The sequence below is a fragment of the Fibrisoma limi BUZ 3 genome (assembly GCF_000296815.2).
Taxonomy (GTDB): Bacteria; Bacteroidota; Bacteroidia; order Cytophagales; family Spirosomataceae; genus Fibrisoma; species Fibrisoma limi.
In genome coordinates, this window is sequence record NZ_CAIT01000006.1 from 1,974,387 (window position 1) to 1,998,980 (window position 24,594).

Annotated in this window: 15 protein-coding genes; 2 read left to right on the forward strand and 13 right to left on the reverse strand. The window is 56.3% G+C overall.

Annotation, left to right across the window (positions count from 1 at the left end; translation table 11 throughout):
* The first annotated feature begins 5 nt into the window (after nt 1-5).
* The gene (locus tag BN8_RS16050) at nt 6-572 is read left to right on the forward strand and encodes an HD domain-containing protein (protein WP_009282963.1); all 567 of its coding nucleotides are present in this window, start codon (nt 6-8) and stop codon (nt 570-572) included.
* 143 nt (nt 573-715) lie between these two features.
* Here the strand turns inward: BN8_RS16050 and BN8_RS16055 are convergent, their stop codons facing one another.
* The 6 genes from BN8_RS16055 to BN8_RS16080 form a co-directional block, all read right to left on the reverse strand.
* Complete coding sequence (locus tag BN8_RS16055; RefSeq protein ID WP_009282964.1) at nt 716-2,308, reverse strand: glucoamylase family protein; 1,593 nt, start codon at nt 2,306-2,308, stop codon at nt 716-718.
* Between the two features lie 262 nt (nt 2,309-2,570).
* On the reverse strand, nt 2,571-4,052 hold the full coding sequence (locus BN8_RS16060; protein ID WP_009282965.1) for a RagB/SusD family nutrient uptake outer membrane protein: 1,482 nt from the start codon (nt 4,050-4,052) through the stop codon (nt 2,571-2,573).
* Between the two features lie 50 nt (nt 4,053-4,102).
* Nucleotides 4,103-7,090 carry a SusC/RagA family TonB-linked outer membrane protein gene (locus tag BN8_RS16065; RefSeq protein ID WP_009282966.1) on the reverse strand — a complete coding sequence of 996 codons (2,988 nt, stop codon included), beginning with the start codon at nt 7,088-7,090 and terminating at the stop codon, nt 4,103-4,105.
* A gap of 170 nt (nt 7,091-7,260) precedes the next feature.
* Nucleotides 7,261-7,881: a thioredoxin family protein gene (locus BN8_RS16070; RefSeq protein ID WP_040005873.1), complete on the reverse strand. Its 621-nt coding sequence runs from the start codon at nt 7,879-7,881 to the stop codon at nt 7,261-7,263.
* Nucleotides 7,882-7,883: 2 nt separating this feature from the next.
* Nucleotides 7,884-8,378 carry a TlpA disulfide reductase family protein gene (locus BN8_RS16075; protein ID WP_009282968.1) on the reverse strand — a complete coding sequence of 165 codons (495 nt, stop codon included), beginning with the start codon at nt 8,376-8,378 and terminating at the stop codon, nt 7,884-7,886.
* A gap of 116 nt (nt 8,379-8,494) precedes the next feature.
* Nucleotides 8,495-10,840: a GH92 family glycosyl hydrolase gene (locus BN8_RS16080; protein WP_009282969.1), complete on the reverse strand. Its 2,346-nt coding sequence runs from the start codon at nt 10,838-10,840 to the stop codon at nt 8,495-8,497.
* A 133-nt stretch (nt 10,841-10,973) separates the two neighbouring features.
* Here BN8_RS16080 and nhaA point away from each other — a divergent pair, with 133 nt between their 5' ends.
* The gene (gene nhaA / locus BN8_RS16085; protein ID WP_009282970.1) at nt 10,974-12,332 is read left to right on the forward strand and encodes a Na+/H+ antiporter NhaA; all 1,359 of its coding nucleotides are present in this window, start codon (nt 10,974-10,976) and stop codon (nt 12,330-12,332) included.
* A gap of 27 nt (nt 12,333-12,359) precedes the next feature.
* Here the strand turns inward: nhaA and BN8_RS16090 are convergent, their stop codons facing one another.
* The 7 genes from BN8_RS16090 to BN8_RS16120 form a co-directional block, all read right to left on the reverse strand.
* Complete coding sequence (locus BN8_RS16090; protein ID WP_009282971.1) at nt 12,360-14,942, reverse strand: glycosyl hydrolase; 2,583 nt, start codon at nt 14,940-14,942, stop codon at nt 12,360-12,362.
* Between the two features lie 10 nt (nt 14,943-14,952).
* Nucleotides 14,953-15,801, reverse strand: a complete 849-nt coding sequence (locus tag BN8_RS16095) for a sugar phosphate isomerase/epimerase family protein (RefSeq protein WP_040005874.1) — start codon at nt 15,799-15,801, stop codon at nt 14,953-14,955.
* Between the two features lie 249 nt (nt 15,802-16,050).
* Nucleotides 16,051-17,484: a RagB/SusD family nutrient uptake outer membrane protein gene (locus tag BN8_RS16100; RefSeq protein WP_009282973.1), complete on the reverse strand. Its 1,434-nt coding sequence runs from the start codon at nt 17,482-17,484 to the stop codon at nt 16,051-16,053.
* 21 nt (nt 17,485-17,505) lie between these two features.
* A complete protein-coding gene (locus tag BN8_RS16105) occupies nt 17,506-21,018 on the reverse strand; it encodes a TonB-dependent receptor (protein WP_009282974.1) in 3,513 nt (1,170 codons plus the stop codon).
* A 177-nt stretch (nt 21,019-21,195) separates the two neighbouring features.
* The gene (locus tag BN8_RS16110) at nt 21,196-22,311 is read right to left on the reverse strand and encodes a FecR family protein (RefSeq protein WP_009282975.1); all 1,116 of its coding nucleotides are present in this window, start codon (nt 22,309-22,311) and stop codon (nt 21,196-21,198) included.
* Nucleotides 22,312-22,500: 189 nt separating this feature from the next.
* Nucleotides 22,501-23,103, reverse strand: coding sequence for an RNA polymerase sigma factor (locus tag BN8_RS16115; protein ID WP_009282976.1), 603 nt, complete (start codon nt 23,101-23,103; stop codon nt 22,501-22,503).
* Between the two features lie 90 nt (nt 23,104-23,193).
* Nucleotides 23,194-24,510, reverse strand: coding sequence for a hypothetical protein (locus tag BN8_RS16120; RefSeq protein ID WP_009282977.1), 1,317 nt, complete (start codon nt 24,508-24,510; stop codon nt 23,194-23,196).
* Between the last annotated feature and the right edge of the window lie 84 nt (nt 24,511-24,594).

Sequence of the window (24,594 nt, forward strand, 5' to 3'; positions counted from 1 at the left end):
CATTCATGCAAACGCAACTTGCCTGCCAGTTTATGCTGGATACCCTGACCGCACACCTGTCCCCCCTGCTTACCTACCACAGCGTTCACCACACGCAGGACGTAATGAAGCAGGCCGACCGAATCGCCCGGGCCGAAGGGATCAACGATCCTGATCTGCTGCAGCTGCTCCAGACGGCAGCCTGCTATCATGATGCGGGATTTCTGAACGCTTATGCCGAACACGAGGCCGAAAGCTGCCGGCTTGCCACGCTGTACCTGCCAACGTTTGGCTACGCGCCTGCTCAGGTCACCCAGGTCTGCCAGCTCATCCGGTCAACGCGGGTTCCGCAGGCACCGACTACCTTTCCCGAGGCCATTCTGTGCGATGCGGACTTAGACTACCTCGGGCGCGACGATTACGCGCGGATTAGTCATTTACTGCTGTTGGAGTGGCTGGCCTATGGCCATCTGGCCGATACTGCCAACTGGGTTTCCATTCAGCGGTCGTTTCTGGGCAGTCACCGGTATTTCACCGTAACGAACAGGTATCTCCGCGAACCCGGCAAACAGCAAACGCTGGCTGCTCTGTAAACTCGAGTTCTACCCATGTCTGCCACCCATTCCGGCTTTGTCCGTACCCAAACTGAACAATTTAACTTTTCAATCGCGATGCATTAATCTTTCTACTTCGCCATCCCTCAGCCTGCCCCGTTGGCTGACGGATAGCTACTCACTCAATGCAGGGTTACGGCCAATGTGGCTGTCTGGTCCGGCGCTTTCATCCGAAGCTGGTATTGGCCGGCCGGCGCATCAAACGTCAGGCGCTGGGCACCTATCGGCATCGATTTCTCGGACACAATGCGCTTGACTACCGTACCGTCTGGCTTCAGCAAATCCAGACTAACTGCCCCGGCCTGGTTGAGATAAACGTGAATCGGGTACTGGCCAAGATGCGGATGTTTGAGAATGTCATACTGGCCGGTTTTCGCATTCGGGATAGCCAGATGGAAGCCCGTCGGATATCGAACCTGATCAAGCTGCATTTTCGCCAAAGCCGTTTTGATCGTCGGTAGTTTCATGAACAGATCCCAGCACAGGCCCGTCCGGTAATTTTCCATCATAATCACAATTGGCCCCTGATCAATAGCCAGGTACTGGGGCGAAAACCAGTTTTTCTTTAGGCTGAACGCATCGGTAAATCCATACTCCTTCCAGAGCCGGTCACCCAGTTCGTTGTAAAAAAACCGCATGGCCTGCATGGAGTAATAGGGCGTATACGGAAATGCCGACAAAGCCGCCGTGGGGCTGATCGTACTGTTGTCCTCGGTCGGTTGGTGCGCGCCGTAGAAGTTAAAATCATCACTGGCGGTCAGGCCCCAGTTCTCGGCCGAATACTGGTGATCTTTCGGCGCTTCGTACACGCAGTACGCCCGGTTGATGAGCGTGTGTGTTACGTTCAGGTCCCAGTAGTTGGTCACGTTGTCCTGCACCTGTCGCGGGTCAAGGCCCAGATAGGAGTAATGCGTGAAAAACAGCGGCCCACCGTACGGAAAACCCAGCGGCAGTTTATAGCCTAAGTACGTTTTGCCGTTTAAATAATTCGGGCTGTTTTTCCAGGTCTTCTGGTACACATCAGGATCAATGCCATGCGTCGGCGACGCGACGGCCAGCACGTACGTAATCAGACACTCATTGTAGCCGCGAATCGGCATGTTCATGGCCCACTCGTAGTTGGGCGACCAGTGCCAATGCAGCAGGCCATTATGTACGTACCAATCCCACTCAACCGTTTCCCACAGCTTCTGTATGCGATCGCGTAACTCGGTTTCCTGGGCGTTGTTCTGATTGAAGTATTGCTGTGCAATCAGCAGACCATTGACCAGATACGACGTTTCGACCAGATCACCGCCGTTATCTTTCTGACCAAACGGCACCACCTTGCCCGTTTTTCCATCGAGCCAATGCGACCACGCGCCATGAAAACGGTCGGCTTTTTCCAGAAATTTCGCCATTGTCAGCAGCCGGGCCACGGCCTCGTCGCGTTTCACCCAGCCGCGTTCCGTAGCCACAACAATCGCCGAGATACCGAACCCCGACCCGCCACTGGTCACCACTTCCGGTGTTTTGGTACGTTCAGGAGCCAGCCCCGATACCGGATGGCCAAAGTCCCAGAAATACCGAAAAGCCGCTTCCTGTACCTTATCAAAAAGCTGCTTATCGGAGAGCTTTGGGGGCGTTTCGACAGACAAAGGTTGCGGTTCCGGACGACAGAAAGCCAGCAGCAAGCCCGTGTTGATGATTAGAAATAGCAGGTTTCTATTTATCATGATTGATAAAGCACTGTAATTGTACTGTTTGTGAAGGTTGCGTCGGACGCCCAGTATTCGTCTGACGAGTAGCCGAGTATGAATCGTCTGACGGCACGTCTGACGCTGGCTACCCGAGTACTCACTCACCTGGCGTAGTGTTGCGTCAGACGAGTATTGTCAAGATACACTGGTTTGTAAGCGCTGCGTCAGACGTACCGTCAGACGATGAGTACTCGGATACTCGTCTGACGGTACGTCTGACGCAGCTTTACCCACCACCTTAATACCCCGGATTCTGCGTCAGCACGCCACCGCTGGCGTCAATCTGGGTTTGCGGAATCGGCATGACCTCGTTGACACCCGGCGTAAAGTTTTTACCAACCGCCCGTAACACCTGAGCTGCCCGGCCCTGACGTACCAGATCCCAGAAGCGATCGTGTTCCATCGCCAGCTCCACCCGACGCTCGCGCCAGATGGCCTGTCGCATCTGTTCCTGACTGGTAAACGCTACGTCCGCCAGAACCCCCGTCCGGGTACCACGCGCCCGGGCCCGTACGGCGTTCAGACGCTGAGCCGCCTGCGCGCCGTTGCCCAGTTCGTTCGCGGCTTCAGCGTTCATCAGCACGACATCGCCATAGCGCAGGATTCGGATGTTTTTGTTCGAATCGCCGATCCCGCAGGCCGAGCGGGTTTCACTCTGCGCTACGTATGCTTTCTGGTTATAGGCCGGATTAGGCGTGTTCCGATTGATCGACACCCCATCAAACAGGGTTTCGCCCGGAAAGATGATCGTGGCATCCCGGCGCGGATCGCCCGTCTCGTAAGCGTTATTGATCAGATCATTAGACGGTACGTTGAAACCCCAGCCCAACTGCCCCCGAACAGACTGCACCTCGGCGTACTGTGAACCGCCCCCGCATTGCGGCAGGGCTGCGTTCTGCACCTCAAACAGGGATTCTGAACTGTTCTCTCCGGCTTCGGTGAAAATACGCTCGTAGGGCGTATTGAGGTTATACTCGTTCGATGCAATAATCTCGTCGGTGAGCCGCAGCACGTCCGACCAGCGCTTCTGATACATAGCCACCTTTGCCAGCAATCCTTTGGCCGCTCCTTTCGTTGCACGCCCCAAGTCAGCAACCGGATACCCAGATTTCTCGGGCAGTACGCCAATGGCCGCGTTCAGGTCCTGCTCAATTAACTGATAGATCTCTTCCCGCGACGCCCGTGGCTGCGGTGGATCACCGGCCTGCACGATGTCCGTTACGCGAGGTACGCCCCCGAACGTCCGGACCAGGTTGAAGTAAAAATAGGCGCGCAGGAATCGGGCCTCCCCTACCAGCCGATCACGCAGTGTGGTGTTCATGGACGTAATCTGCGGCACCCGCTGAATCACCTCGTTGCACCGGTTGATGCCCTGGTACTGACCCGTCCAGTAATCGTTCAGGATGAAATTAGTAGGGGTCATCGTCAACTGATCGAACTCACCCATAAACGGCGCATCCGTCGGGTCGCTGCCCTTATCGGCATCGTCGGAGGTCAGGCTCGACACGGCGATAAACGCAAATACGTGCGTTTGCCAGGCCCGCAGGTGCGCGTAGATGGCGTTGGTGGCTTTGATGGCCCCATCTTCACTCTGAAAGAAATCCTGTACAATTTCTTCTCCCTGCGGATTCCGCTCCAGGAAAGACTCGCTGCAACTCTGACTGCCCAGCAACAAAGCACCGGTCAGGGCGGTAGTTAGAAATTTATTGACTGTTTTCATTGATCGTTATCGTTACACCTCCAGCTCATTCAGGGGAGGAAGTGAAGTTTTCAAAACGTTATATTCAACCCTGCTGTGTACGTAGCGTATACAGGAATCAGGCTCACGTCCACCCCACGGCTGAGGTCGGCCTGGTTGGCATCGTTGCTACCCACCTCGGGCGAAAAGCCGGTGTACTTCGTGAGTGTAACCGGGTTCAGTGCATTCAGGTAGATACGTGCTCGCTGGATTTTCGCCTTGTTGATCAGCTTAGCCGGCAGGTTATACCCCAATTGCGCCGTACGAATCCGAACGAACGAGCCACTTTCAAGGAAGTAATCCGACACTTCGTAGTTGTTGCCGCCGGTCGAAACACGGGGCTGCGTTGTCGACGGGTTGGCAGCCGTCCAGCGGTTGATGACCGAAGCCTCGAAGTTTTCATTACCGAAACGAACGGCTTTCTTCCCGTTATAGATGCTGTTGCCGTGTGAGCCCTGCAGGTCAAGGATCAGGTCGAAGCTCTTGTAGCTCAGCCGGCTGTTGAAACCCCAGAACGCTTTCGGCAACGGTGTGCCCAGATACACCCGGTCGTTGCCGTCAATTTTACCGTCGTTGTTCTGGTCGCGGAATCGCAGATCGCCCGGCCGGACGTTGGCCTGCGTGGGACTGTTGGCGATGTCGGCCTCCGACTGGAAAATACCCGCTACCTCATAGCCGTAGAAAGCCCCGATCGGCTGGCCTACGTTGGTCAGCGTAACCGTACGGCCATTACCCAGCCCACCACCGATGATCGGGATACCGCCGTTGCCCAGGCTCGTCAGTTTGTTGTCCAGCGTGGTCAGGTTCGCGCCGATTTCGTAGTTGAAATCTCCCGCCTGATCGCGCCAGTTGGCCGATAATTCGAAACCCCGGTTCTGTACGCTCCCCGCGTTGGTCTGGATGCTCTGACCGTTTCCGATGTCGGCCGTCAGCACAACGTCGTTCGTTTTCCGGTTGTAATAATCCGTTTCTACCGACAGCCGGTTGTTGAAGAAGCCCCATTCCAGACCGATGTCCGTTTGGGTTACCACCTCCCACGTCAGGTTCGACGTAACGGGATTCAATTCGGTGGCCCCAGGATACAGATTCTGATCCGGCCCAAACACAGCATTCAGGTTAGGCGTCACGCGGGCGTAGTACAGATAGTTCGGGATGTTGGTGTTACCCAGTTTTCCGTAACTGACGCGTAGTTTCAGGTTATCGATCTTACCCCGCAGGAAGGGTTCTTCGCTGATCCGCCAGCCCAGCCCCACGGCCGGAAACGTAGCATAGCGGTTGTTGGGCGGGAACCGCGACGAACCATCGCGCCGGACGCTGACCGTCAGCAGATACTTGTCGAGCAGGTTGTAATTAACCCGGCCGAGGTACGACGCATACGAGAACACGTAGGGCACCTGTCCGCCAACCCGGTCATTGGCCGTTCGGCCGATTTCGTTGCCGAGGTTGATGTACTTCACGTCCTCATTGTAGCCCGGTACGTCCAGCGCCGAGCCGGTCAGGATGTCGAAGCGGCTTTGCTGCGCCGTGGCTCCGGCCAGTACCGTTACGTTGTGAATCTTGTTAAACGTTTTGGTGTAGGTCAGCGTGTTTTCCCACAACCAGGTGCTCGTCAGGTCGTTGGTACGGGTTAACTGGCTACGTTCGCGGAACTGAGTTGCCGAAACGCGGAAGCGTGGCAGAAAGACCCGGCCCCGGTTGTAGCCCACGTCCACGCCAAAGCTCGACCGGAAGGTAAAATCCTTCAGAAACGTCACCTCCCCAAATACGTTACCGACCAGTCGTTCGCCCTGGCTGCGGTCGTCGTTGTACGCCAGTTGCGCCGTTGGGTTAGCGACCAGATTCACGTTCGAGAAACCATACGTACCGTCGGCGTTGATGGGCGTAACGGTCGGATCGGCCCCGTAGGCTGTCTGTACAACGCCGTTTGGTACGTTGTCCGACGTGTAATGCGTCAGCGCGATGTTGTTGCCCAGCCGCAGTACCGGCAGGACCTGGTACGTATTGTTGACCCGCAGCGAGAACCGTTGATAGGCCGATCCTTTCACCACGCCCTCCTGCCGGAAATACCCACCGCTCACATTGAAGGTCGATTTGTCGGAGCCTCCGGCGATTGTTAACTGGTGGTTCTGAATGGCTCCGCGTTGCAGCACCTGATCGAACCAGTTCGTACCCTCGCCCAGCGACTGCGGATTGGGGAAGCGGGGCGTTGCGTTGGGGTCCTCATAGGCCAGTGCTTCGTTTACCAGCGTTGCAAATTGGGTAGCATTGGCCAGTTCAATAGGATTGGTCACCTGCGTAAAGCCGCCGTAACCGTCGTACGTAACCGTCGCCTTGCCAGGCTTACCGGTTTTGGTGGTGATCAATACGACCCCATTTGCCCCCCGGACGCCGTAGATGGCCAGCGACGAGGCATCTTTCAGGACCTCAATACTTGCGATGTCGTTGGGAGCCAGATACCGGATATCGTCCACAAACATTCCGTCCACGACGTAGAGCGGGTTACTGTTTCCGGTCGTACCAACGCCCCGAATCCGAACCGACGGAGCCGCACCGGGCGCGCCCTGCCCCGTCGTGATCAGCACCCCGGCCGCCTTTCCCTGCAGCGCCTGCTCGGCCGACAATACCGGTCGGTTCGCTATATCCTGCGCCTTTACCGACGAAATGGCCCCTGTTACGTCGGCTTTGCGCTGCGTACCGTAACCCACTACCACCACCTCGTTCAGCGAACGGGTATCTTCCTGGAGCGCGACGTTGAGCGTTGGTCCCTGTACGGTCCGGTCAACGGATGTAAAACCGATGGCAGAAAAGCGGAGTACTTCGCCGTCATTTGCCTGGAGTGAGTAGTTTCCGTTCACATCCGTGGTAGTTCCCCGTGTAGTCCCTGTAATACTGATGCTGACACCGGGCAAAGGCGAGTTGTCCGGAGCGCTTGTGACTGTGCCCGTTACGCGCTGTTGCGCCATAACGAACGACAAGCCAACCCACAACCAAACGTTGAGTAGTAATGCTATTTTTTTCATACTTCGTATTGGATAAATTAAACAAATATACTACCACAGTTTTGCTATATAGTTTATAGAACCAAAGAAAATTTTGCACATAAAAAATCAAAAAGCGCGACCCAGACGTCTGAATCGCGCTTTTTAACTGAATTTTAGCTATTTATTATTCAGGAGGACCTGGCCGAAACTTAGGCATCGCGCCATTTTATTCCGCAACCGATGGCCCGTGCCGTGGGCATCGTGACGGGCTTACCCGCCAGCAATTCAGTCACGGCTTGTTCTACGTATTTCTTATCAGCGGCTGCTGCATCGCGTTGGTTGTTGTCGATGGCACCGATGTAGGCCACTTTGTAAGCGTCCCCTTCTTTTTTGAGCACGAACATATGGGGGGTGTTCGTTGCCCCAAACGCTTTGGCCACTGCCTGCGTTTCGTCGTGCAGATACGGAAAGCCATACGATTTACCCCTGGCGCGCTGCTGCATGGCGCCGTACGAATCGCCGGGCGATCGCTGCTCGTCGTTCGACTGAATCGCCACGACCGGGTAGCCTTTCGGCGCAAACTGCTCGTTCAGGGCAATGATCCGGCTCTCGTAGGCTTTCGCAACCGGGCAGGTGTTGCAGGTAAAGGCAATGATGTACCCTTTGACATCCTTCCGATCGGCGAGCGACACAGCTTTGCCGTCCACGTTCTTCAGCTTAAAATCTGCTACCGTATCCCCAACTTTGTAGCCATCCGACACAAACCGCATGCTCATCAGCAGCACCGCCAGCAGCATCGCCATTCCCGGTAAAAGCTTCGATTTTCTCATGGTTATTGTGGTTTATACGCGTTGATTATGGTTTCTAATTCGCCTTCTTTGACCGCTTTACCAATAAACTTACGAATATTTTTCGCCCGGTTGACAACGAGCGTCATGGGTAGCGCCCCGGACCATTCCGGGGCAATCTTTTCGATCCAGGCGTTCTGGTCGGGTTCATCGAGCAGTACCACCCGCGAACGCAGGTTCCGCTTTTTCACGAACGGCTTCACCTTCGTTTCCAGTGCATCCGGTTCGTCCAGATTAACCAGCAGCACGCTCAGCTTCCTGTCGGCGTATTTTTGCCGGACGGCTTCGAATTGGGGCAGTTCCTTGACGCAGGGGGCGCACCAGGTTGCCCAGAAGTTGACAACACGCAGTGTATCGTCGGTCTTGTTCAGCAACGGTCCCAGTTGGGCCAGTTTGATGACGGCTACGGACTGCCCCCTGGCGGGCAGACAAACGCTGCATACCAGCCAGACAGCAAGAAAGGCAAGACAGGTCTTCATCCGGGAAAGTAAGCTTGGACTGGTTTGGCGTTACACCCCCAACATCCTGAAGGGGGTGTAATACTACGAAGATAACGAGCCAGTTAGGTTATTAGCTTACCATAGCGCAGAATTCGCTAAGGTCGTGTGCCCGCCTGGCTCAACGACGGGGGTGCATCTGCCGGCCGACTACCCCAGTTTTTATTCGGCTGCGGTCCCATTTGTAGCACCAGTTCGCCACCGTTCAGGATTTCGTCATGGCTCAGGTACGTGCGTGTGAACGGCTTGCCATTCAGCGTAGCCGACTGAATGTACACGTTTTGCTCCGAGTTATTCCTGGCCAGAATCCGGAACGGCTTGCCGCTGGGTGGGTTGATCGTCACGGCGTCGAGCGATGGGCTGCCCAGCACGTAGTAGGGTGTGCCGGGGCAAACTGGATATATCCCGGCCATGCTGAACGCCAGCCAGGCCGACATCTGTCCGCCGTCTTCATTCCCGCTCAGACCTCCCGGCCCGGTGCTGTATTCCTCCCGAACAATCTGCCGAACACGTGCCTGGGTTTGCCAGGGCGCTCCGGCGTAGGCGTAGAGGTAAACGATCTGGTTGTTCGGTTCGTTGCCGTGCCAGTAGTATCCCCCTTCGAACAACGTATCGAGTTTGGCCACAAATCGTTGGCGACCACCGATGCCCTCAATCAGTCCGGCAACATCCTGCGGCACAAAATAGGTGTACTGCGCCGGTGAACCCTCCGTGATGAAGGAAGCGCGCAGCGCAAACGGATTGAATCGGTCGACCCAGTTCCCGTTGGCGTAGCGACCGCGTACGTAGCCGGTTTTGGGGTCCAGTACGTTCCGGTAATTCATCGCCCGCTTGGTCAGCGCTTGCTGGTCGTCTGCATGGCCCAACGCTTTCGCTAACTGGCTCAGGCAGAAATCGTCGTATGCGTATTCGAGTGTACGCGACACCTGTTCACGCTTATGAAACGCCTGCCAGACCGAATCCTCCAGCGGGATGTAGTTGTATTGCAGATACGACGCCAGCGCCCGGCGACCTTTGCCCGACTCGTAGCTTTTCGGGTCTTTGTTGACATCAAAGGCATTCTGGCGCAGGTACCGATACGCCGTTTTCACATCAAAGTTGCGGATGCCTTTTACGTACGCATCCGCTACGGCCGACTGCGCATGATCGCCGATCATGGCCGCCGTGTAGCTGTTCCAGCAAGGGAAAATCGGCATCCAGCCCCCCTGTTCGGCTTTTTTGACCAGCGACTGCATCATCTCGCCTGACCGCTGCGGATTCAGCAGGTTCTGGAGCGGCTGGCACGCCCGAAACGTATCCCATAGGCTGAAATCGCAGTAATACGTGAATCCTTCGGCCCGCCGGATGGTCGTATCTTCAGCAAAACCCGGGTAACGGCCATCCACGTCGGAGAAGATACGAGGGGTCAGATTTGCGTGGTAGAGCGCCGTGTAGAACAGCGTTTTATCGGTATCGCTGCCCCTGGCCTGCATACGGCTCAACTCGGCATTCCAGGCCGCTTCGGTCTGTTGGCGAACCCGGGCCAGATCCCAGTGATTGATTTCTGACTCCAGGTTTTTCCGGGCACCGGCTTCGTCAACGAACGACGTACCGACCCGAACCCGAACCACCTCGCCGGGTCTGAGGTTCCAGCCAACGTAGGCCCCAACGGCTTCTCGACGCCCCCCACCCTTCGCCTGTCGTTGCCCCTCTCTGGCTTCGTAATTAGTCCACGTACCCACCTTTACCAGTGGCCGGTCGAACTGCACAACGAAATAGCCGCTGAACCCGGCCGACTGCCCCGCTCCCTGGTAAATGCGGTGAACAGGGTTGTAGCCGACGATCTCGTTCCGCTCGGGGTGAATTTCGACGTACCCTTCGCCTTCATCGCTGTTCGGTTCGATCAGAATGGCACTTTCGCCACCCTTACCGAACGTGAACTGCAACAGCCCCGCCCGCGTGTGCGCCGATATTTCGGCCCGAATGTCTGAATCGGTCAGGCGAACGTCGTAGTAAGCGGGCGTAACGGTCTCGGTTGCGTGGTTAAAGCGGGAGCCTCGCTCAGCGGGCCGTAGTGCCAGCGTTCCGGCAATGGGCATGATGGTCAGCGAACCGTAGTCCTGCACACAACTGCCGTTCAGCCAGTGTGTACCGCGAAAGCCATTGATTTTGGTGTCGTTGTAGTAGTACGGCGCAATGCACTTGGTTTCAGTCGCCTGCGTTTGCGGAGTCCAGGTCGTCATCGCATGTGGCTGCCCAATAGCCGGCACAATCTGACCTTTCAATTCGCTCCCCGCTTCGCTGTGTTTCCTGGCGGTTGGCGTCTGACTCGGTGCCGATCCAATGAGCGGATTGACGTAAGCGACCGGCCGTTTCTGGGCATACATCGGGTGGGTTATGAGCAGTACGCAGAGAATCCAGACCGGGAACGTTGTCTTCAGCAAATAGTGAGTCAAAAGCTGCATAAACGAGATGTTGGTATTAGAAAAAACTTAGATTCAGTTCCGAACAGCCGATCTGCCCAACTTCAAAAAACGCTTTGCTGTTAGTTCCCTGACTACCCCTTGTAAATGTATGTAGCTACCAAGACCTTCAATCATGACTAATTTATTAAGTACCTCGAACAACCCGTTAATCAGGCCTTTTGCCGAGTTCTTCAGAACAGAGTCGGCCAGCGGACTGATTCTACTCGGTAGTAGCGTAACGGCGTTGCTACTTGCAAACATCGATGTTGGCATTGGCCGCTATTTTCCGGCCATCTGGGACAGTACACTTAGCCTGTCGGTGAATGACTTCCGGCTGGAGAAGACCGTAGCCCACTGGATCAACGATGGCCTGATGGCCTTGTTTTTTCTGGTGGTTGGCCTGGAAATCAAGCGGGAGGTGCTGGAAGGTGAACTATCATCCATCCAGCAGGCGGCCCTGCCCCTGGTCAGTGCCGTCGGCGGTATGGTGGTACCGGCCCTCCTTTTCCTCCTGACCAACTGGCAGACACCCACGCATTCAGGATGGGGCATTCCCATGGCTACCGATATTGCATTTGCCCTGGCGATCCTGTACCTGCTTGGCGACAGGGTACCGCTCTCGCTGAAAATCTTCCTGACCGCCCTGGCCATCGCCGACGACCTTGGCGCGGTTATGGTCATTGCCCTGTTCTATACCCACGACATCCACCTGGACTACCTCGCCTGGGCAGGTGGCATATGGGTATTGCTGCTGATCCTGAATCACCTGGGAGTCCGAATTCTGACCATCTATCTGCTCTTTGGCCTTGTCCTGTGGTACGTCACGCTTAAATCCGGCGTCCACGCGACCATCGCCGGGGTGTTGCTGGCAATCACCATTCCGTTCCGGATTCGGTACACACAACAGGAGTTGATGCGGTTTCTTCACCACCGAATGACCGTTATCAGGGAAGCGATTCAGGTTAACGATGTTCAGCCGCGCGATATTACCGAAGAGTTAGAGGACATCAACGAGCACATTAGCTCACCGGCCCAGCGGCTCGAAGCCCAGCTTCATGGACCTGTATCGTTTGTTATTATTCCGTTGTTCGCTTTCTGCAATACCAGTCTGCTCATCGACGTGGGACTGATTAACCAACTGCTTTCGCCATTGCCGCTGGGTATCATGATCGGCCTTTTCATTGGAAAACCACTGGGCATCAGCCTGCTGGCCTGGCTTGCCGTTCGGCTGGGCTTTGCCAGTCTGCCCGCCGGTGTCAGGTGGTTGCAGTTAATCGGCGTTGCCTGTCTGGCGGGTATCGGCTTTACCATGTCCATCTTCGTTACGCTGCTGGCCTTTGCCGAACAACCTGCCTCACAGGGTATAGCTAAACTGGCTATTCTGATTGCCTCGCTCCTGTCGGGCGTACTCGGATACGTACTGCTGGCAAAGACACTGCCCCAAAAAAATAGCAGGGATCGCCTAACCGAAGCCCTGGAGGAGCAGACGTAATAAATTCAGCACTTGGGCGTCATGTTGTCACCACTTCATACGCACCGGCCCCAGCAATCCCGACGGCACCGGTTCCCACCGCGACGCGTCGAACGGGCGATAACGAATGTCCACGATATTGATGTCGTAGAATCGCTTCCATTCGGGATGCTGGCGGTCGTACAGCCGCATGTAGTTGGCCGACAGGTTAGTTACATCTACCTCAAGCCGGTTTCCCTGCTTTTTTAGCTGGCTGGCCGGAATGGTTACCAGATACGGCAGGCACCAGGCCGTTCCCAGCGGCTGGCCGTTGAGCCGAACCTCAGCGACCTCGCGGACATCGCCAAGGTCGAGCGTAAATGACCGGGTCAGGTCTACGTTCGCGGGCAGATCAAACGTAGTGGTGTAGCGGGCTGTACCCGAAAAGTAAGCCGCCGAATCGCCGAGGGTCGTCCAGGAGGTAAGCGCAGGCATCGTAGCCGTCGTTGTTACGTTCGGGCGACCCCTGCCGAACTGAATCTGCCACGGACTGGACAACGTAACGGCACCAGCTTCGGGGAGTGGACGACGGCTCGGCGGTTGGATCAGCCGACCAGCCTGTTCCACCTGCTGAGGTACTACGTTCAGAAAGCACGACTGCCCCGGCAGAAGCCGCAGCCAAACGTCCAGTTGACCAGCCTTTCCGCTGCGGGTCGCCAGTGGTGTGGTTTCGCCGGTTAACGGATTATAGCTCGTAACGGATTGCCCCGCCGTCGATAAAGCAATCCAGTCTTCGGTGAATTGATTACTGAGGTTGGCGACGAAATACTGCGTGGTGTCGCCGTGCTTTTTGCGGATAAACGACAGACCACGTTCGGCCCAGCTTTCGCGCCGGGCTCCGGACTGCGCCAGGGCTGTAGCTACGTCCTTACCGACAGCAACATTTTTCATTTTCTCCAGTGATCGGCCGAGTTGTCTGAGTTCGTTTGTCCGTCCTTGCCAGTTCTGATAGCCAGGCACCTGCTGCGGCATAGCCTTTTCGAAAATGATACGTGCCCCCTGTTTAGCCAATGTCGACAAGATCTGAAGCGTCGTTTCAGGCATGAACGTACTGGCCGGAACGACAATGACACGGTATGTGGCTTTACCGGATTGCAATACGCCGTTGCGACCGACCGTCAGGCGTTTAAGCAGGGCATCTGATATAAAATCTACCGCGAAGCCTTGTTTTTGAAGTTGCTCACACAAACGTCCGAACGGCAGTTGCAGCAGCCACCGGTCAACGTGGTGAACCTCCAACTGATGCGTTCCTCCCGACGATTTCGCCGGCTTGGCCCATAAGTCGTGCATCGGGAAATAAACCAGCATATCGTTGTCGGGCTGGGAGTTTTGTAACCGCGACTGGCAACGCTCTACGTACTGATTCAGCAGCGGCAGGTGCGGCCAGCTATGCGACGACGGCCCGTAATTAGTCGAGGCATAGAATAACCAGCCCGGCCACGATGCCACCTGCGGTGAGTACGTTGTCCCGTGGTAGAACACGTGGTTGATGCCCGACGTGAACAGTTCATCAATCTGGGGTTTGATCTGCGCCAGCGACACCTTAAAATGATCGGCCAGCCACGTACCGGTTTCCGAACTGACAAGCTTCTTGCCCGTCAGATGCGCGGCCGACGACGCGAACTTCATAGCCAGCGGATTGGGCGTTCCGAAGCGGTCAACTTCGTAGTTTTCATCGACGCGCAGGCCCGGAATGGGGAACCGGCTACTGCCGAAGGACTCCGTTTCGGGAATATCGGCCAGGGCGTAGAGGTCGATCAGATTTCCCGGCGAACCGTGGGCCTGGTTGCGGCTTTGGTAGCCACGTTGCCGCGACCAGTTCGTCCAGGTAGCCGTAAAACCGTCGTGCAGCAGTTCAGACAACGTCTGGTGGTAGTCCTGATGTACGCGCACGCTGATCTCGGAGCCGGTTGTATCCAGCAACGCCGGTAGCTGGCTATTGAGGTCATACCCCCGCCGTTTCTGAAACTCCGCCAAAAAGTTGGTTGTCCAGTTAGCTCCGTAGGCTTCGTACGAGTCGTTGTAAACAGCCCGTGGTTTGTCGGGCAACTGGTTTACCGTCGAGTCGAACCGCTGCAAGTAGCGCTGCATAGCCTCACTGCTGAAATAGTCGACAACCAGCCCCGCTCCCCCCGGCGCGGCCCGCTTCACCTGCTGTTTCGTTAAGGTCGTGGTCAGCTTGCCATTCTCCACCTTCCATTGCTTGGCGGCTATCTCCGGCGTTACGTTCGGTCCGCCGAATGGCCAGCCGGTACCGGTTGTCAGGTCGACGCCAAGGCCGAGCCGTTTCCCTTCCCTAACCGTGTGGCTAAACACCGCCAGCCAGCGATCACTCAGAAATGGGATGAACTGCTGTTCGTAGCCTTTTGCGCCGTAGATCGGAATGATGTGGACGCCCCCCAAACCCGCCTTCGCAAACTGCTCCAGTTGGTGCGTGATGTCTTTTTCGTTGACGGCGCTGCCCATCCACCACCAGTACGTCCAGGGCCTGGCGGTGTTGTACGGCTGGGCCAACGCCTGAACACTTGGTCCGCCGATAAGGATCAGCAGACAACCGACCATCCGACAGAAACGTAAACCAATTCGTTGCATCGACTCCGGGTTACAAGCTCTTCAGATACGCCAGACTCTTCGGCACCTGCTCCCAGGAGGTCGGGCTTTCGTCTTCGATGTAGTAGTGCTTGATACTGGTCTTACGGGCCGCTTTCAGGATTTCCGGCAGATTGAGCTGACCTGTTCCCAGCGTCACGTCGTTCTCGGGCGGGGTCCCTCCCGACATATTGCCCTGAACGCCTTTCTTCAGGTCCTTGAGGTGCATCAGGGCGAAGCGTTTGGGATATTTCTTGAGCAGTTCGGCCGGTGATTGCCCCGGAAAAAATGTCCACAGAATATCGATCTCGAACATGACCTGCTTCGGGTCGGTGTTCTCGACGATGTAGTCGAACAACGTACCATCGCCGTAGCGCTCAAATTCGTAGCCGTGGTTATGATAGCAGAATGTTAAGCCGTTATCCCCCAACTGCTTACCAAACCGATTGAAATCCGTGACGGTCTTTTTGGCTTCATCCAGATCGTACGCGTCTTTATGCGGTATCCAGGCCACCCGTACAAACTCAGCACCCAGCGTTTTTGCGTTCTGGATAACCGTTTCGGGTTTGTTGAGCAAGTCATCGTAGCTCACTCCGAAACTGGTACAGCGCATCCCCCGCCGATCCAGTTCGGCGCGGAGTTCGGCGGCCGTTTTACCAAATAGATTGGAGAATTCAATGTTGGTAACGCCCAGCGCTTTAACCCGGTCGAGGGTGCCGGGCACGTCTTTCTTAAAGTCTTCACGGAAGGTGTACGACACAATGCCCGGAGGTTCGGGCAGCAACTTTCCAAACTTCTGCGCCAGGGCATGTATGGCAACAAAGGCGCTCAGGAGCGCAGTGTATAGAATTCTTCTTTTCATAAGCGGAAAACGTGTTTGCAGGAATGGCATATCGGCGGTATTTCACGAACGTATTTATGGAAAAGACAAGGAGCCCTGAAATCACATGAATTGACACCTATTTTTTATAAAAAAAACACTGCCCTCCTTCTGGAAAGCAGTGTTTTTGTCCTGGCCAAGCTCTTGCTTGGCCCATGTGAATGATTTGAACAAATACTAGGTGGTCAAGCAAGAACGGTCCGCCGTGGCGGCTTGCCCCAGACAGCCCAATCAATACCCCGGATTCTGCGTGATTTTTTGCCGGTTGATGTCAATCTGACTCTGCGGCACCGGAAAGACCAGGTTGTTTTCCGTCAGGTTACCTTTCACGCCGATAGTCTGCGCTTTGGCCTGAAGCACCGGCAGCGCCCGGCCCGTCCGGACCAGATCAAACCAGCGGTGGCCTTCAAACGCCAGTTCGACCCGCCGTTCCTGCTCCAGGGCCAACCGCATCTCGGCGGGCGACGTACTAGCTTTGTTCGGCAGTTTGGCCCGTTGCCGAACCCGGTTCAGGAATGGCAATGCCTCGGCGGTCCGGCCGGTTTCGTTCAGCGCTTCGGCGTAGAGCAGCAGGATGTCGGCGTAGCGGAGCACGTACCAGTTGTCGTCCGAATCGCCGTTGACAACCGGCGGGTCCAGGTATTTGCGGATATAGTTGTAATCGACCGTCCGGCCGGCGGCATTGACGTAGCTGGTCGCCAGCGATACGTCCTTCCGTACGTCCCCGGCTTCGTAGCTGTTGATCAGATCGGGCGTCGGCTGGTTGTTGCCGCCCCCGCCAAACTGAATTACGGCATTGCCGGAGTTTTCCGGCGCGTAGGTATTCCCGAAGTTACTGCCCTCGCCCAGGTTACCTTTCCTGTACTGCACCTCGAAGATCGATTCCTTGCTGTTTTTGTTGGCCGCTTTGAACAGATCGGTGTAGTTCGGCAGCAGGTCGTAGGTGTTGGCGTCGATGACCTCTTTCAGCTTGGCAGCAGCTTCGGTGTATTTGCGCTGGGTCATGTACACCTTGCCCAACAGCGACTTAGCAGCGCCCCGCGTGGCCCGGCCCACCTCCGCGCCGGTGTAGCTTGCGGGCAATACGGCTTCCGCGTCGGTCAGGTCTTTCACAATCTGCGTGTACACCTCGGCCACCGGCGCCCGGCTGTACTCATAGCCCTGCAAGGGGTCCGTGATTTCGGTGACGACCAGCGGTACGTCGCCAAACACCCGAACCAGGTTAAAATACATCAGCGCGCGCAGAAATTTGGCTTCCGCTACGTACCGTTTCTTCAGGTCCTCGTTCATCGAAACGGCCCCGATCCGATCGATGACGGCATTGGCCCGGTAAATCCCCCGGTACCCATCCGACCAGCGCGTATTCAGGAATGGATTTGTCGTGCGGAGATAGAACTTGTCAAATTCGTCCTGGTCAGTCACTGACCCCGACAAAACAGGCCGGGTATCGTCGGACGGTATCTCGGCTACGACGTAGTACTGACCGTATTGACCGGCTAACTGCAAGGCGCTGTACGTACCGTTGAGCGCAATCAGCATATCCGACTGGGTCCGGTAAAAACTGGCCGTATTGGCCTGCGAAACAGGGGCCAGATCCAGAAACTTCTCCTGACAAGCCGTTAGGGTAAGCGTGAGCAGACTGGCGAAAATATAGGTTGCTTTCATGTTGCCTGTGCGATTAACCGATTAAAAACCCAGATTTAAACCCACCGTCATGGTCCGCGCCAACGGATACGAACCGTAGTCGACGCCCCCCGTCAGCGGCCCTTCGTAGCCGCTCACTTCCGGGTTGTAGCCCAGGTAGTCGGAGATGGTGAGGGCGTTCTGCACCCCGGCGTACACCCGCAGCGACTGCACCTTGATGCGTTGCAGCAGCGTGCGTGGTACGTTGTAGCCGAGCGTGATGTTCCGAATCCGGAAGTAGCTGGCGCTTTCTACCCAGCGCGTCGACACCTGGTTGTTGTTGCCGGTGCTGCGGCTGTTGGCGCGGGGGGTTACGCCGTTGCCGGGCTCCTGGGGCGACCGCCACCGGTCGAGCACCGTCGTCAGCGCGTTGGCATTCCCTTCCAGGTTCTCGAAAAACCGGCGCGACAGGTTCAGGATCTGCCCGCCCTGAACGCCCTGAATCACCACGTTCAGATCGAAGCCTTTGAAGGAGAAGCTGTTGGTGATGCCATACACGAAGTTAGGCTGATTGTTACCGATCAGCGTCCGGTCGTCGGCGTTGATGCGCCCGTCTTTGTTGACATCCTCAAACTTGACATCCCCCGGCCGGCTGTCGGCGAAGTGCGGGTAGCTGTCCAGGTCGGTCTGGTCGCGGAAGACACCGATCTGCCGGTAGCCGTAGAAGCTGCCCAGCGGCTCGCCGATGACCGTAATGTTGGTTTCGCCCACCCCCGTGCCGCTCCGGATGGGATCGCCGGTGGGTCCCAGCGCCAGCACTTTGTTCCGGTTAAACGACAGGTTCAGGTCCGTCGTCCAGGTAAACGCCCCGGTCAGGTTGCGGGTACTGACGGCAAATTCCATCCCTTTGTTTTCAACCTTTCCTATGTTCCGAACAGCCGAAGAGAAGCCCGTCAGCGTCGGCACCTGCACCGACAGCAAGAGGTCCGTCGTGATGCGGTTGTAGTAGTCGACGGTCAGGAAAATCCGGTTCTGCAACAACCCCAGATCCAGACCAATGTCCGTCTGGCGGCTCTTTTCCCAGGTCAGATTACTGTTACTGATCGTGCTGGCCGCCAGTCCGTTAACCAGCGTATTACCAAACACGTAGTTTTCTTTGCCAAGCACGCCAATGGCCGGGTAGTTATTGGTTGTACCATCCGAATTCTGGAACGCATTGTTGCCCGACAACCCGTAGCTGGCCCGCAGTTTCAGTTCGGAAATGACGGGTATGGTTTTCATGAACGACTCTTCCGTGACGCGCCAGCCGACCGACGCCGACGGGAACGTACCGTACCGGCGATTCTGCCCGAACCGCGACGAACCATCGCGCCGGATCGACGCATTGAACAGGTAGCGATCCTTAAACGCGTAGTTGACCCGCGCGAAATACGACGCCAGCGACCACTGATCCTGAAACGACCCTCCCCCGGTAATCACCCCTGCGTTGACCGTACGGATATTGTCGTTGGGAAAGTTGTTCGCGGTTACCCGGTTCTCCTGGTAGTCGTTCCGCTGCGCTTCCAGACCGACGAGCGCTTCGAGGTGGTGGTCCGTGCCCCGATCCCAGGTGTAGTTCAGCGTGTGGTTTGTTACCCAGTTGATGTTCTGCGACGAAATGGCCGCCCCGGTGTTAAGATTTGGGGGTAGTAACTGGTTCAGGGGCAGCGCCGACGTCTGGAACTGGTTCTGACGGACATAGTTCAGGTCGCCCCCGATTGTGCCACGGTAGCGCAGGGTTTTCCAGATAGCCAGTTCGGCGTAGGCGTTGCCCAGCAACCGGAGCGTATTGAATCGGTTGCTGATTTCGGTGATGTTAGCCACGGGGTTTGTGATCCCCGGATAGTCGTAGAGACTGGCGATGGAGGCCTGGGAGTTGTACGTCATGCCGTCGGCCTGATAAACCGGCAGGAACGGCATAATCGACAGGGCCGCGTTAATAACCCCGTTGCTGGCCCAGTGACCATCTGAATTGGCCCGCCTTTCTGTGGTGTAAACGGGCGTAAAACTCACCCCTACTTTCAGCTTAGACGAAAGCTGCGCATCCAGATTCGACCGTACCGAATAGCGGTCAATCCCCGACTGTTTGATGATCCCGTCCTGCTTCAGGTAGTTTCCCGATACGTAAAACTGAACCCGATCCGTCCCACCGGCCGCCGAGACCTGGTAGCTGCTGATCGGCGCTTGCTGAAAAATCAGGTCCTGGTAGTCGTAATACGCCAGATTCGCGGGGTCGTCGAAGTTGATGCCGGGAAATTCGCCACGGGGGTACCGGTAGCGCTGCCCGGAGGCCCGCTGGGCATTTGGATCGTTAATCGACGAACCGGGCACCCGCTCCAGATACGCATTGTTGGCCGCTTCTTTGGCGTATTCGGCAAACTGCTGCGAGTTGAGTAAATCCATTTTCTTGCTCACCTGCTGCACACCGGTGTAGTAGTCGACGTTGATGCGGCTCTGGCCCGATTTACCGCGCTTCGTCGTGACGAGCACTACCCCGTTGGCCCCCCGCGATCCGAAGATGGCCGTTGCCGACGCGTCCTTCAATACGTCAATCTTCTCAATGTCGTTCGGGTTCAACTGGTTAAGGCCACCGGCGTTCGTCAAACCACCGGAATTGACCGGCTGCCCGTCAATCACGACGAGCGGGCCATTGCCGGCGCTGATCGATCCCAGACCACGTACTTTGATGGATGGGCTATTGCCGGGAGCCCCTGTATTTTGCTGCACCAGCACGCCCGGCATCCGACCGGTCAGACCTTCCACTACGTTCGTGATCGGCTGGTCCTTCAGTGTTCTGGTTTCAAGAGAAGCAATGGCTCCAGTCAGTTCGCGCCGGTTCTGCGTACCATACCCGACAACGACTACTTCGCTGAGGGTCTTGTCGTCCACAGCCAGCGTTACGTCTACGGTGCCCCGGTTGCCGACCGTAACCTCCTGCGTCAGGTAGCCAATAAACGAAAAAATCAGCGTCGCGTTGCCATCCGGTACGCTCAGGCGGTAGCTGCCCTCGCTATCGGTGGTGGTGCCGCGACCAGTGCCTTTCACCACGATGCTGACTCCGGGCAGTCCATTGCCCGTCGAGCCGTCCGTTACGCGCCCCGAAACAGTCTGATCGGTCGGCACGGCCGCGTAGCGGGTTTCGGTGTCAGCGGACTCCGTCTCGTTCTGCGACGTACCCGGCTGCCGGTTTAGAATGATAACCTTACCCGTCAGTTCGTAATTCAGCCGCAGGGGTTTCAGCAACTGATCGAGCACGTCGGCCAAGGGTTGATCTTCCATCCGCAAGGTTACTTTCCGATCCGGCTGAATAAGCGTCGAACTGAACACGAACCGCACCTTCACTTTTTGCTCAATGTCATTCAGGATCGTTCGCACAGGCTGATTATCCATCCGCACCGAAATGCGCCGGGTAAGTAGTTCCTGTGCTTTGCCGTCATGCCCGAGGGCGACGCCCATAAACAGGCCAAGCAGTACTAATTGCATCAGCGTGAGCCGCATAGCTGTACGTACCAACTCCAGAAGTGGAGGTTTTTTCATACGTTTGATCGGTTTTGTGGGATTTGAGGATTCAACGAAACGCCCCCGTCATCCACTCCGGGATGCATCCGGACGCCAATCCGGTTCGGGGTTTGTGCTGGAGCCATGTTGGCGCATGGCTCCAGTTTTCCAGGTACTCTTTACTCTATCATTCGCTAACGGGTTAATTGATCGCTTCTATTGGCACCCTTGCCCGGTCACGACGATCTGAGCGTCGAGAATTTCGTACCGGGCCTCGATTGCTTTACACACAATGGTCAGTTTGTCGTACAGCGACTCATCGGTAAGCGAGATCGTCAGCAGGCAATGCCGCATCGCTTCTCTATCGTAGATGATGTCCACACCGTAGGCTTTCTCCAGCGCCTGAAATACCTCCGTCACGGGCGCATCGGTGAACGCAAAAGCTGCTTCGGCCGGTTTGTCGATCAGCATAGCCGGTTCCTCCACCAGCATCTTGGTCAGGCGGGCATCCGGCCGCGAAAACACCACCTTTTCGTTGGGCGTCAGTACCACGCCCTGCCAGGCCTGCTCTTTCGGCTTGCCCGTAATCCCTCCCGGCCGCACCGACACCGACACCTGGCCAGTTCGGACTTCGACCGTTGTTTCGCTGGCCTGCTCATACGCCCGAATGCGGAAACTGGTGCCCAGCACCTTCGTTACCAGTTCGTTGGCGTGGACCAGAAAGGGTTGCCGGGGATTCCGGACTACGTCGAAGAAGGCATCGCCGGTGAGGTAAACCGTTCGGGTGTCAGTAGCAAACCGGGCTGGATAGCTCAGCCGACTGCCCGGCTGAAGCGTTACGCGGCTACCATCGGGCAAGGTCAGTTGCTGCGGCTGGTTTGTCTCGTTATGCTGCTCGGTCAGTTGTTGGTCATCCTGCCGGGTGAGTTGCAGATACGTAATAGGCCGATCGACAGAGCGGGTGGTGGGCCACAACGCCCATCCCAGGCTCAGCATAACCACCAGCACGGCCGCTACCCGAACGGCCGGATGCTGATACCAACGCCGAACCGGCAACGGACGCACAGGAACGTCCGGCTGAACCTCCTCCATGCGCTCGATCGTTCGCTGGATAGTAGCAACCACCTCCGCGTCGGACAATTCGGGTTCGTTGGCCCGTAGCGCCTGCACTACCTGGCGGGCCTGTGCCAGTATGGCCGCTTGTTCAGGATGATCGATACCGTACGATTCCCAGAACGCCTGTTCCGCCAACGTAGCCGATCCGCGCACCCATCGGCGAAAGGAGTCATCGAATACAAAGTCGTCGGCCGTGTAGGTTGAATAATCAGTCATTGGCTGCTAAATGCCTTTCTACTGACGATTAGTCACGGAACTGAAGCAGATACCAATTTTCCGGGAAAAATTTTTACTTTTTTAAATTCTGAGACTTTTTTAGAGTAAGTAGAAGTAGGTACAACGGCGTATTTGAGAAAGGCAGTCTTTGTCACCGATCTATGTGTTCGTTGCGTAAGATGGTGCGTATTAGGAGAGCAATGGCAGCAACAGGTAGAGCAGTGGCAGCTCGGATGCATACTGACGGAGTTTCTGCAACGCCAGTTGCAGCAGATTAGAGACCGTTTGCGGAGCCACGCCCATTACGTCGGCAATGTGTTCCCGGTCGAGATCATGGAAGAATTTTAGGTAGATAACTTCCTGCTGGCGTTTGGGAAGCAGGTCAAGTATGTGCTTCAGGCGATAGGCCGTCTGGCGGGTGACTTCGTCGCTGATGATGGCGTCCTGCACCGAGAAGTCAACCTGAAACAATAATTCGTCGACCTCGCTGAACGATTGAAAATAACCCTGTTTAACGGATTTGCGGTGAATTTTGCGCCGAAGCGACGCCATCAGATACGCCTTCGCCGGTATTTTCCCATCAACTGACGACCGGTGTAGCCATACGTCGACGAAGACATCCTGGATGCAGTCTTTTACTAATTCATGATCGGTGGTAAACTTGGTGCCATAGTGAAACAACGACCGAAAAACCGCCTGCATGAGCGATGCCATAACATCCCCCTCTCCCTGTAGCAGTCGCTGCCAGAGACCTTGTAAGCCATTCTCATCAAGGCGGGTAAATGAATGCATACGTTAGGTGACACTGAGTAGTTCCCTCTATGAAAAGCCAACAAAGCTATAATATTACCAATAATTAATTGCACTCTAAAAGTCGAAATTTTAGCGCTTAGCCAATTCCTGCTCCCATATGGGCCGGAGGTCGAGTAAGTACAATTGCCGACCGTTGCCGCCGTGGGTCGAGTCGATGCAGACGAAGTTGCCGTCGTTGCTGTTACGCGGATGGAGATCGCATCGCCATTCGCCGACGTAGCTTTCACCCGCCGGAAAGCTGCCGAGGTCGATACGTCGGTCGGTTGGCAGATGATAGAGGTAGGGCGTCTGGTTCCGATCTTTGGCCCCGGCGTAGTTGTCGTTCAGCAACCATTGATTATCGCGGCCGGGTACGTAGGTCTGGTGCCCATTGACCGGCATCTTGTCGGTCGGAATACGGTCGATCCTGCCGGTTTTATCTTCCAGGATGTAGAACGACTGCGGCTGTCCTTCCGGTTTGGTAAACGCGCAGATATGGGTCGGGTCGCGCCAGACGAAGTGCGACGTAAAGCCCGACGGATCAATAATGAAACGGTCGGAGCCGTCGGGGTTCATGGTGAACATCCGCGTAACGAAGTTGGTCCGGGCCATGACCTGCCGGTCCTCGCGCTTCGCCCGCCAGCGGTGCAGAAACGTCAGGCGGGTGCCGTCCGTGTTCACCAAGAGGTGATTGAACCAGTGGAAGTTGTCGGCTACGGACTGCCCGTTATGCAGCATCTCGGCAGCTTCGGCCAGCGACATAAGCAGTTTGGTATCGCCCGTCTGTAGGTCAATGCGGTACAGACCAATCGCCTTCGGTGCTTTCTCATCGTAGAACGGATCGCGAATACCGGCGTAGCCATACCCCGGCCGCAGGTCCTGAATCCGGCTGAACTCCGTGCCAATACCCCATTTCCCATCTGGACTCAGCGCGTAGATAGCTTTCGGCAGGGTCCGTTTTTTCCGGGTGGCCACATCAACGATATGGCTAACGTATTGATTGCCTATTCTGTCGTTCCAGATAACCTCCGACCTTGGGCCTGAGCTGGCGTGCCCAGGAATCCATTGCAGCATACACCCCTGCTGCCAGCCCCAGGCCCGGCTTTCGCCCAGTTCAATCCACTTGTCTTTTCGTTGCAGATCAACCACGCCGATTTTTATCACGTCATCAGCCGTCGGCGAACGGCCTTCGAAGTTGACCTGCATCCCGAGCACGTAGCGGTTCGTCGGATCGAACTGGAGTTTATCGTAGTAGCCGAACCAGTGAAACTGTGGGCCGGTCGTCAGGGGCCTGACCGGCACCACCAGCGGCTTTCCAGTACGGCCAGCGGCCCAGATACGCCCACCCGAGGCCCACAGGCCGAAACCGGCTAAAGTACTCTGTTTCAGGAAAGCGTTGCGGTTCATGGCAGCGGAGCGTCAGTGTTTCCGTAAAAGGATTGCAGTAGGGCAATTTCTACTTACGTGACGCAAAAAGTCCGGGCCAGGCCG

Bases quoted from the DNA above. Each gene is read 5' to 3' on its own strand.
- BN8_RS16050 (WP_009282963.1), top strand. From the start codon at position 6: ATGCAAACGCAACTTGCCTGCCAGTTTATGCTGGATACCCTGACCGCA.
- BN8_RS16055 (WP_009282964.1), bottom strand. From the start codon at position 2,308: ATGATAAATAGAAACCTGCTATTTCTAATCATCAACACGGGCTTGCTG.
- BN8_RS16060 (WP_009282965.1), bottom strand. From the start codon at position 4,052: ATGAAAACAGTCAATAAATTTCTAACTACCGCCCTGACCGGTGCTTTG.
- BN8_RS16065 (WP_009282966.1), bottom strand. From the start codon at position 7,090: ATGAAAAAAATAGCATTACTACTCAACGTTTGGTTGTGGGTTGGCTTG.
- BN8_RS16070 (WP_040005873.1), bottom strand. From the start codon at position 7,881: ATGAGAAAATCGAAGCTTTTACCGGGAATGGCGATGCTGCTGGCGGTG.
- BN8_RS16075 (WP_009282968.1), bottom strand. From the start codon at position 8,378: ATGAAGACCTGTCTTGCCTTTCTTGCTGTCTGGCTGGTATGCAGCGTT.
- BN8_RS16080 (WP_009282969.1), bottom strand. From the start codon at position 10,840: ATGCAGCTTTTGACTCACTATTTGCTGAAGACAACGTTCCCGGTCTGG.
- nhaA (WP_009282970.1), top strand. From the start codon at position 10,974: ATGACTAATTTATTAAGTACCTCGAACAACCCGTTAATCAGGCCTTTT.
- BN8_RS16090 (WP_009282971.1), bottom strand. From the start codon at position 14,942: ATGCAACGAATTGGTTTACGTTTCTGTCGGATGGTCGGTTGTCTGCTG.
- BN8_RS16095 (WP_040005874.1), bottom strand. From the start codon at position 15,801: ATGAAAAGAAGAATTCTATACACTGCGCTCCTGAGCGCCTTTGTTGCC.
- BN8_RS16100 (WP_009282973.1), bottom strand. From the start codon at position 17,484: ATGAAAGCAACCTATATTTTCGCCAGTCTGCTCACGCTTACCCTAACG.
- BN8_RS16105 (WP_009282974.1), bottom strand. From the start codon at position 21,018: ATGAAAAAACCTCCACTTCTGGAGTTGGTACGTACAGCTATGCGGCTC.
- BN8_RS16110 (WP_009282975.1), bottom strand. From the start codon at position 22,311: ATGACTGATTATTCAACCTACACGGCCGACGACTTTGTATTCGATGAC.
- BN8_RS16115 (WP_009282976.1), bottom strand. From the start codon at position 23,103: ATGCATTCATTTACCCGCCTTGATGAGAATGGCTTACAAGGTCTCTGG.
- BN8_RS16120 (WP_009282977.1), bottom strand. From the start codon at position 24,510: ATGAACCGCAACGCTTTCCTGAAACAGAGTACTTTAGCCGGTTTCGGC.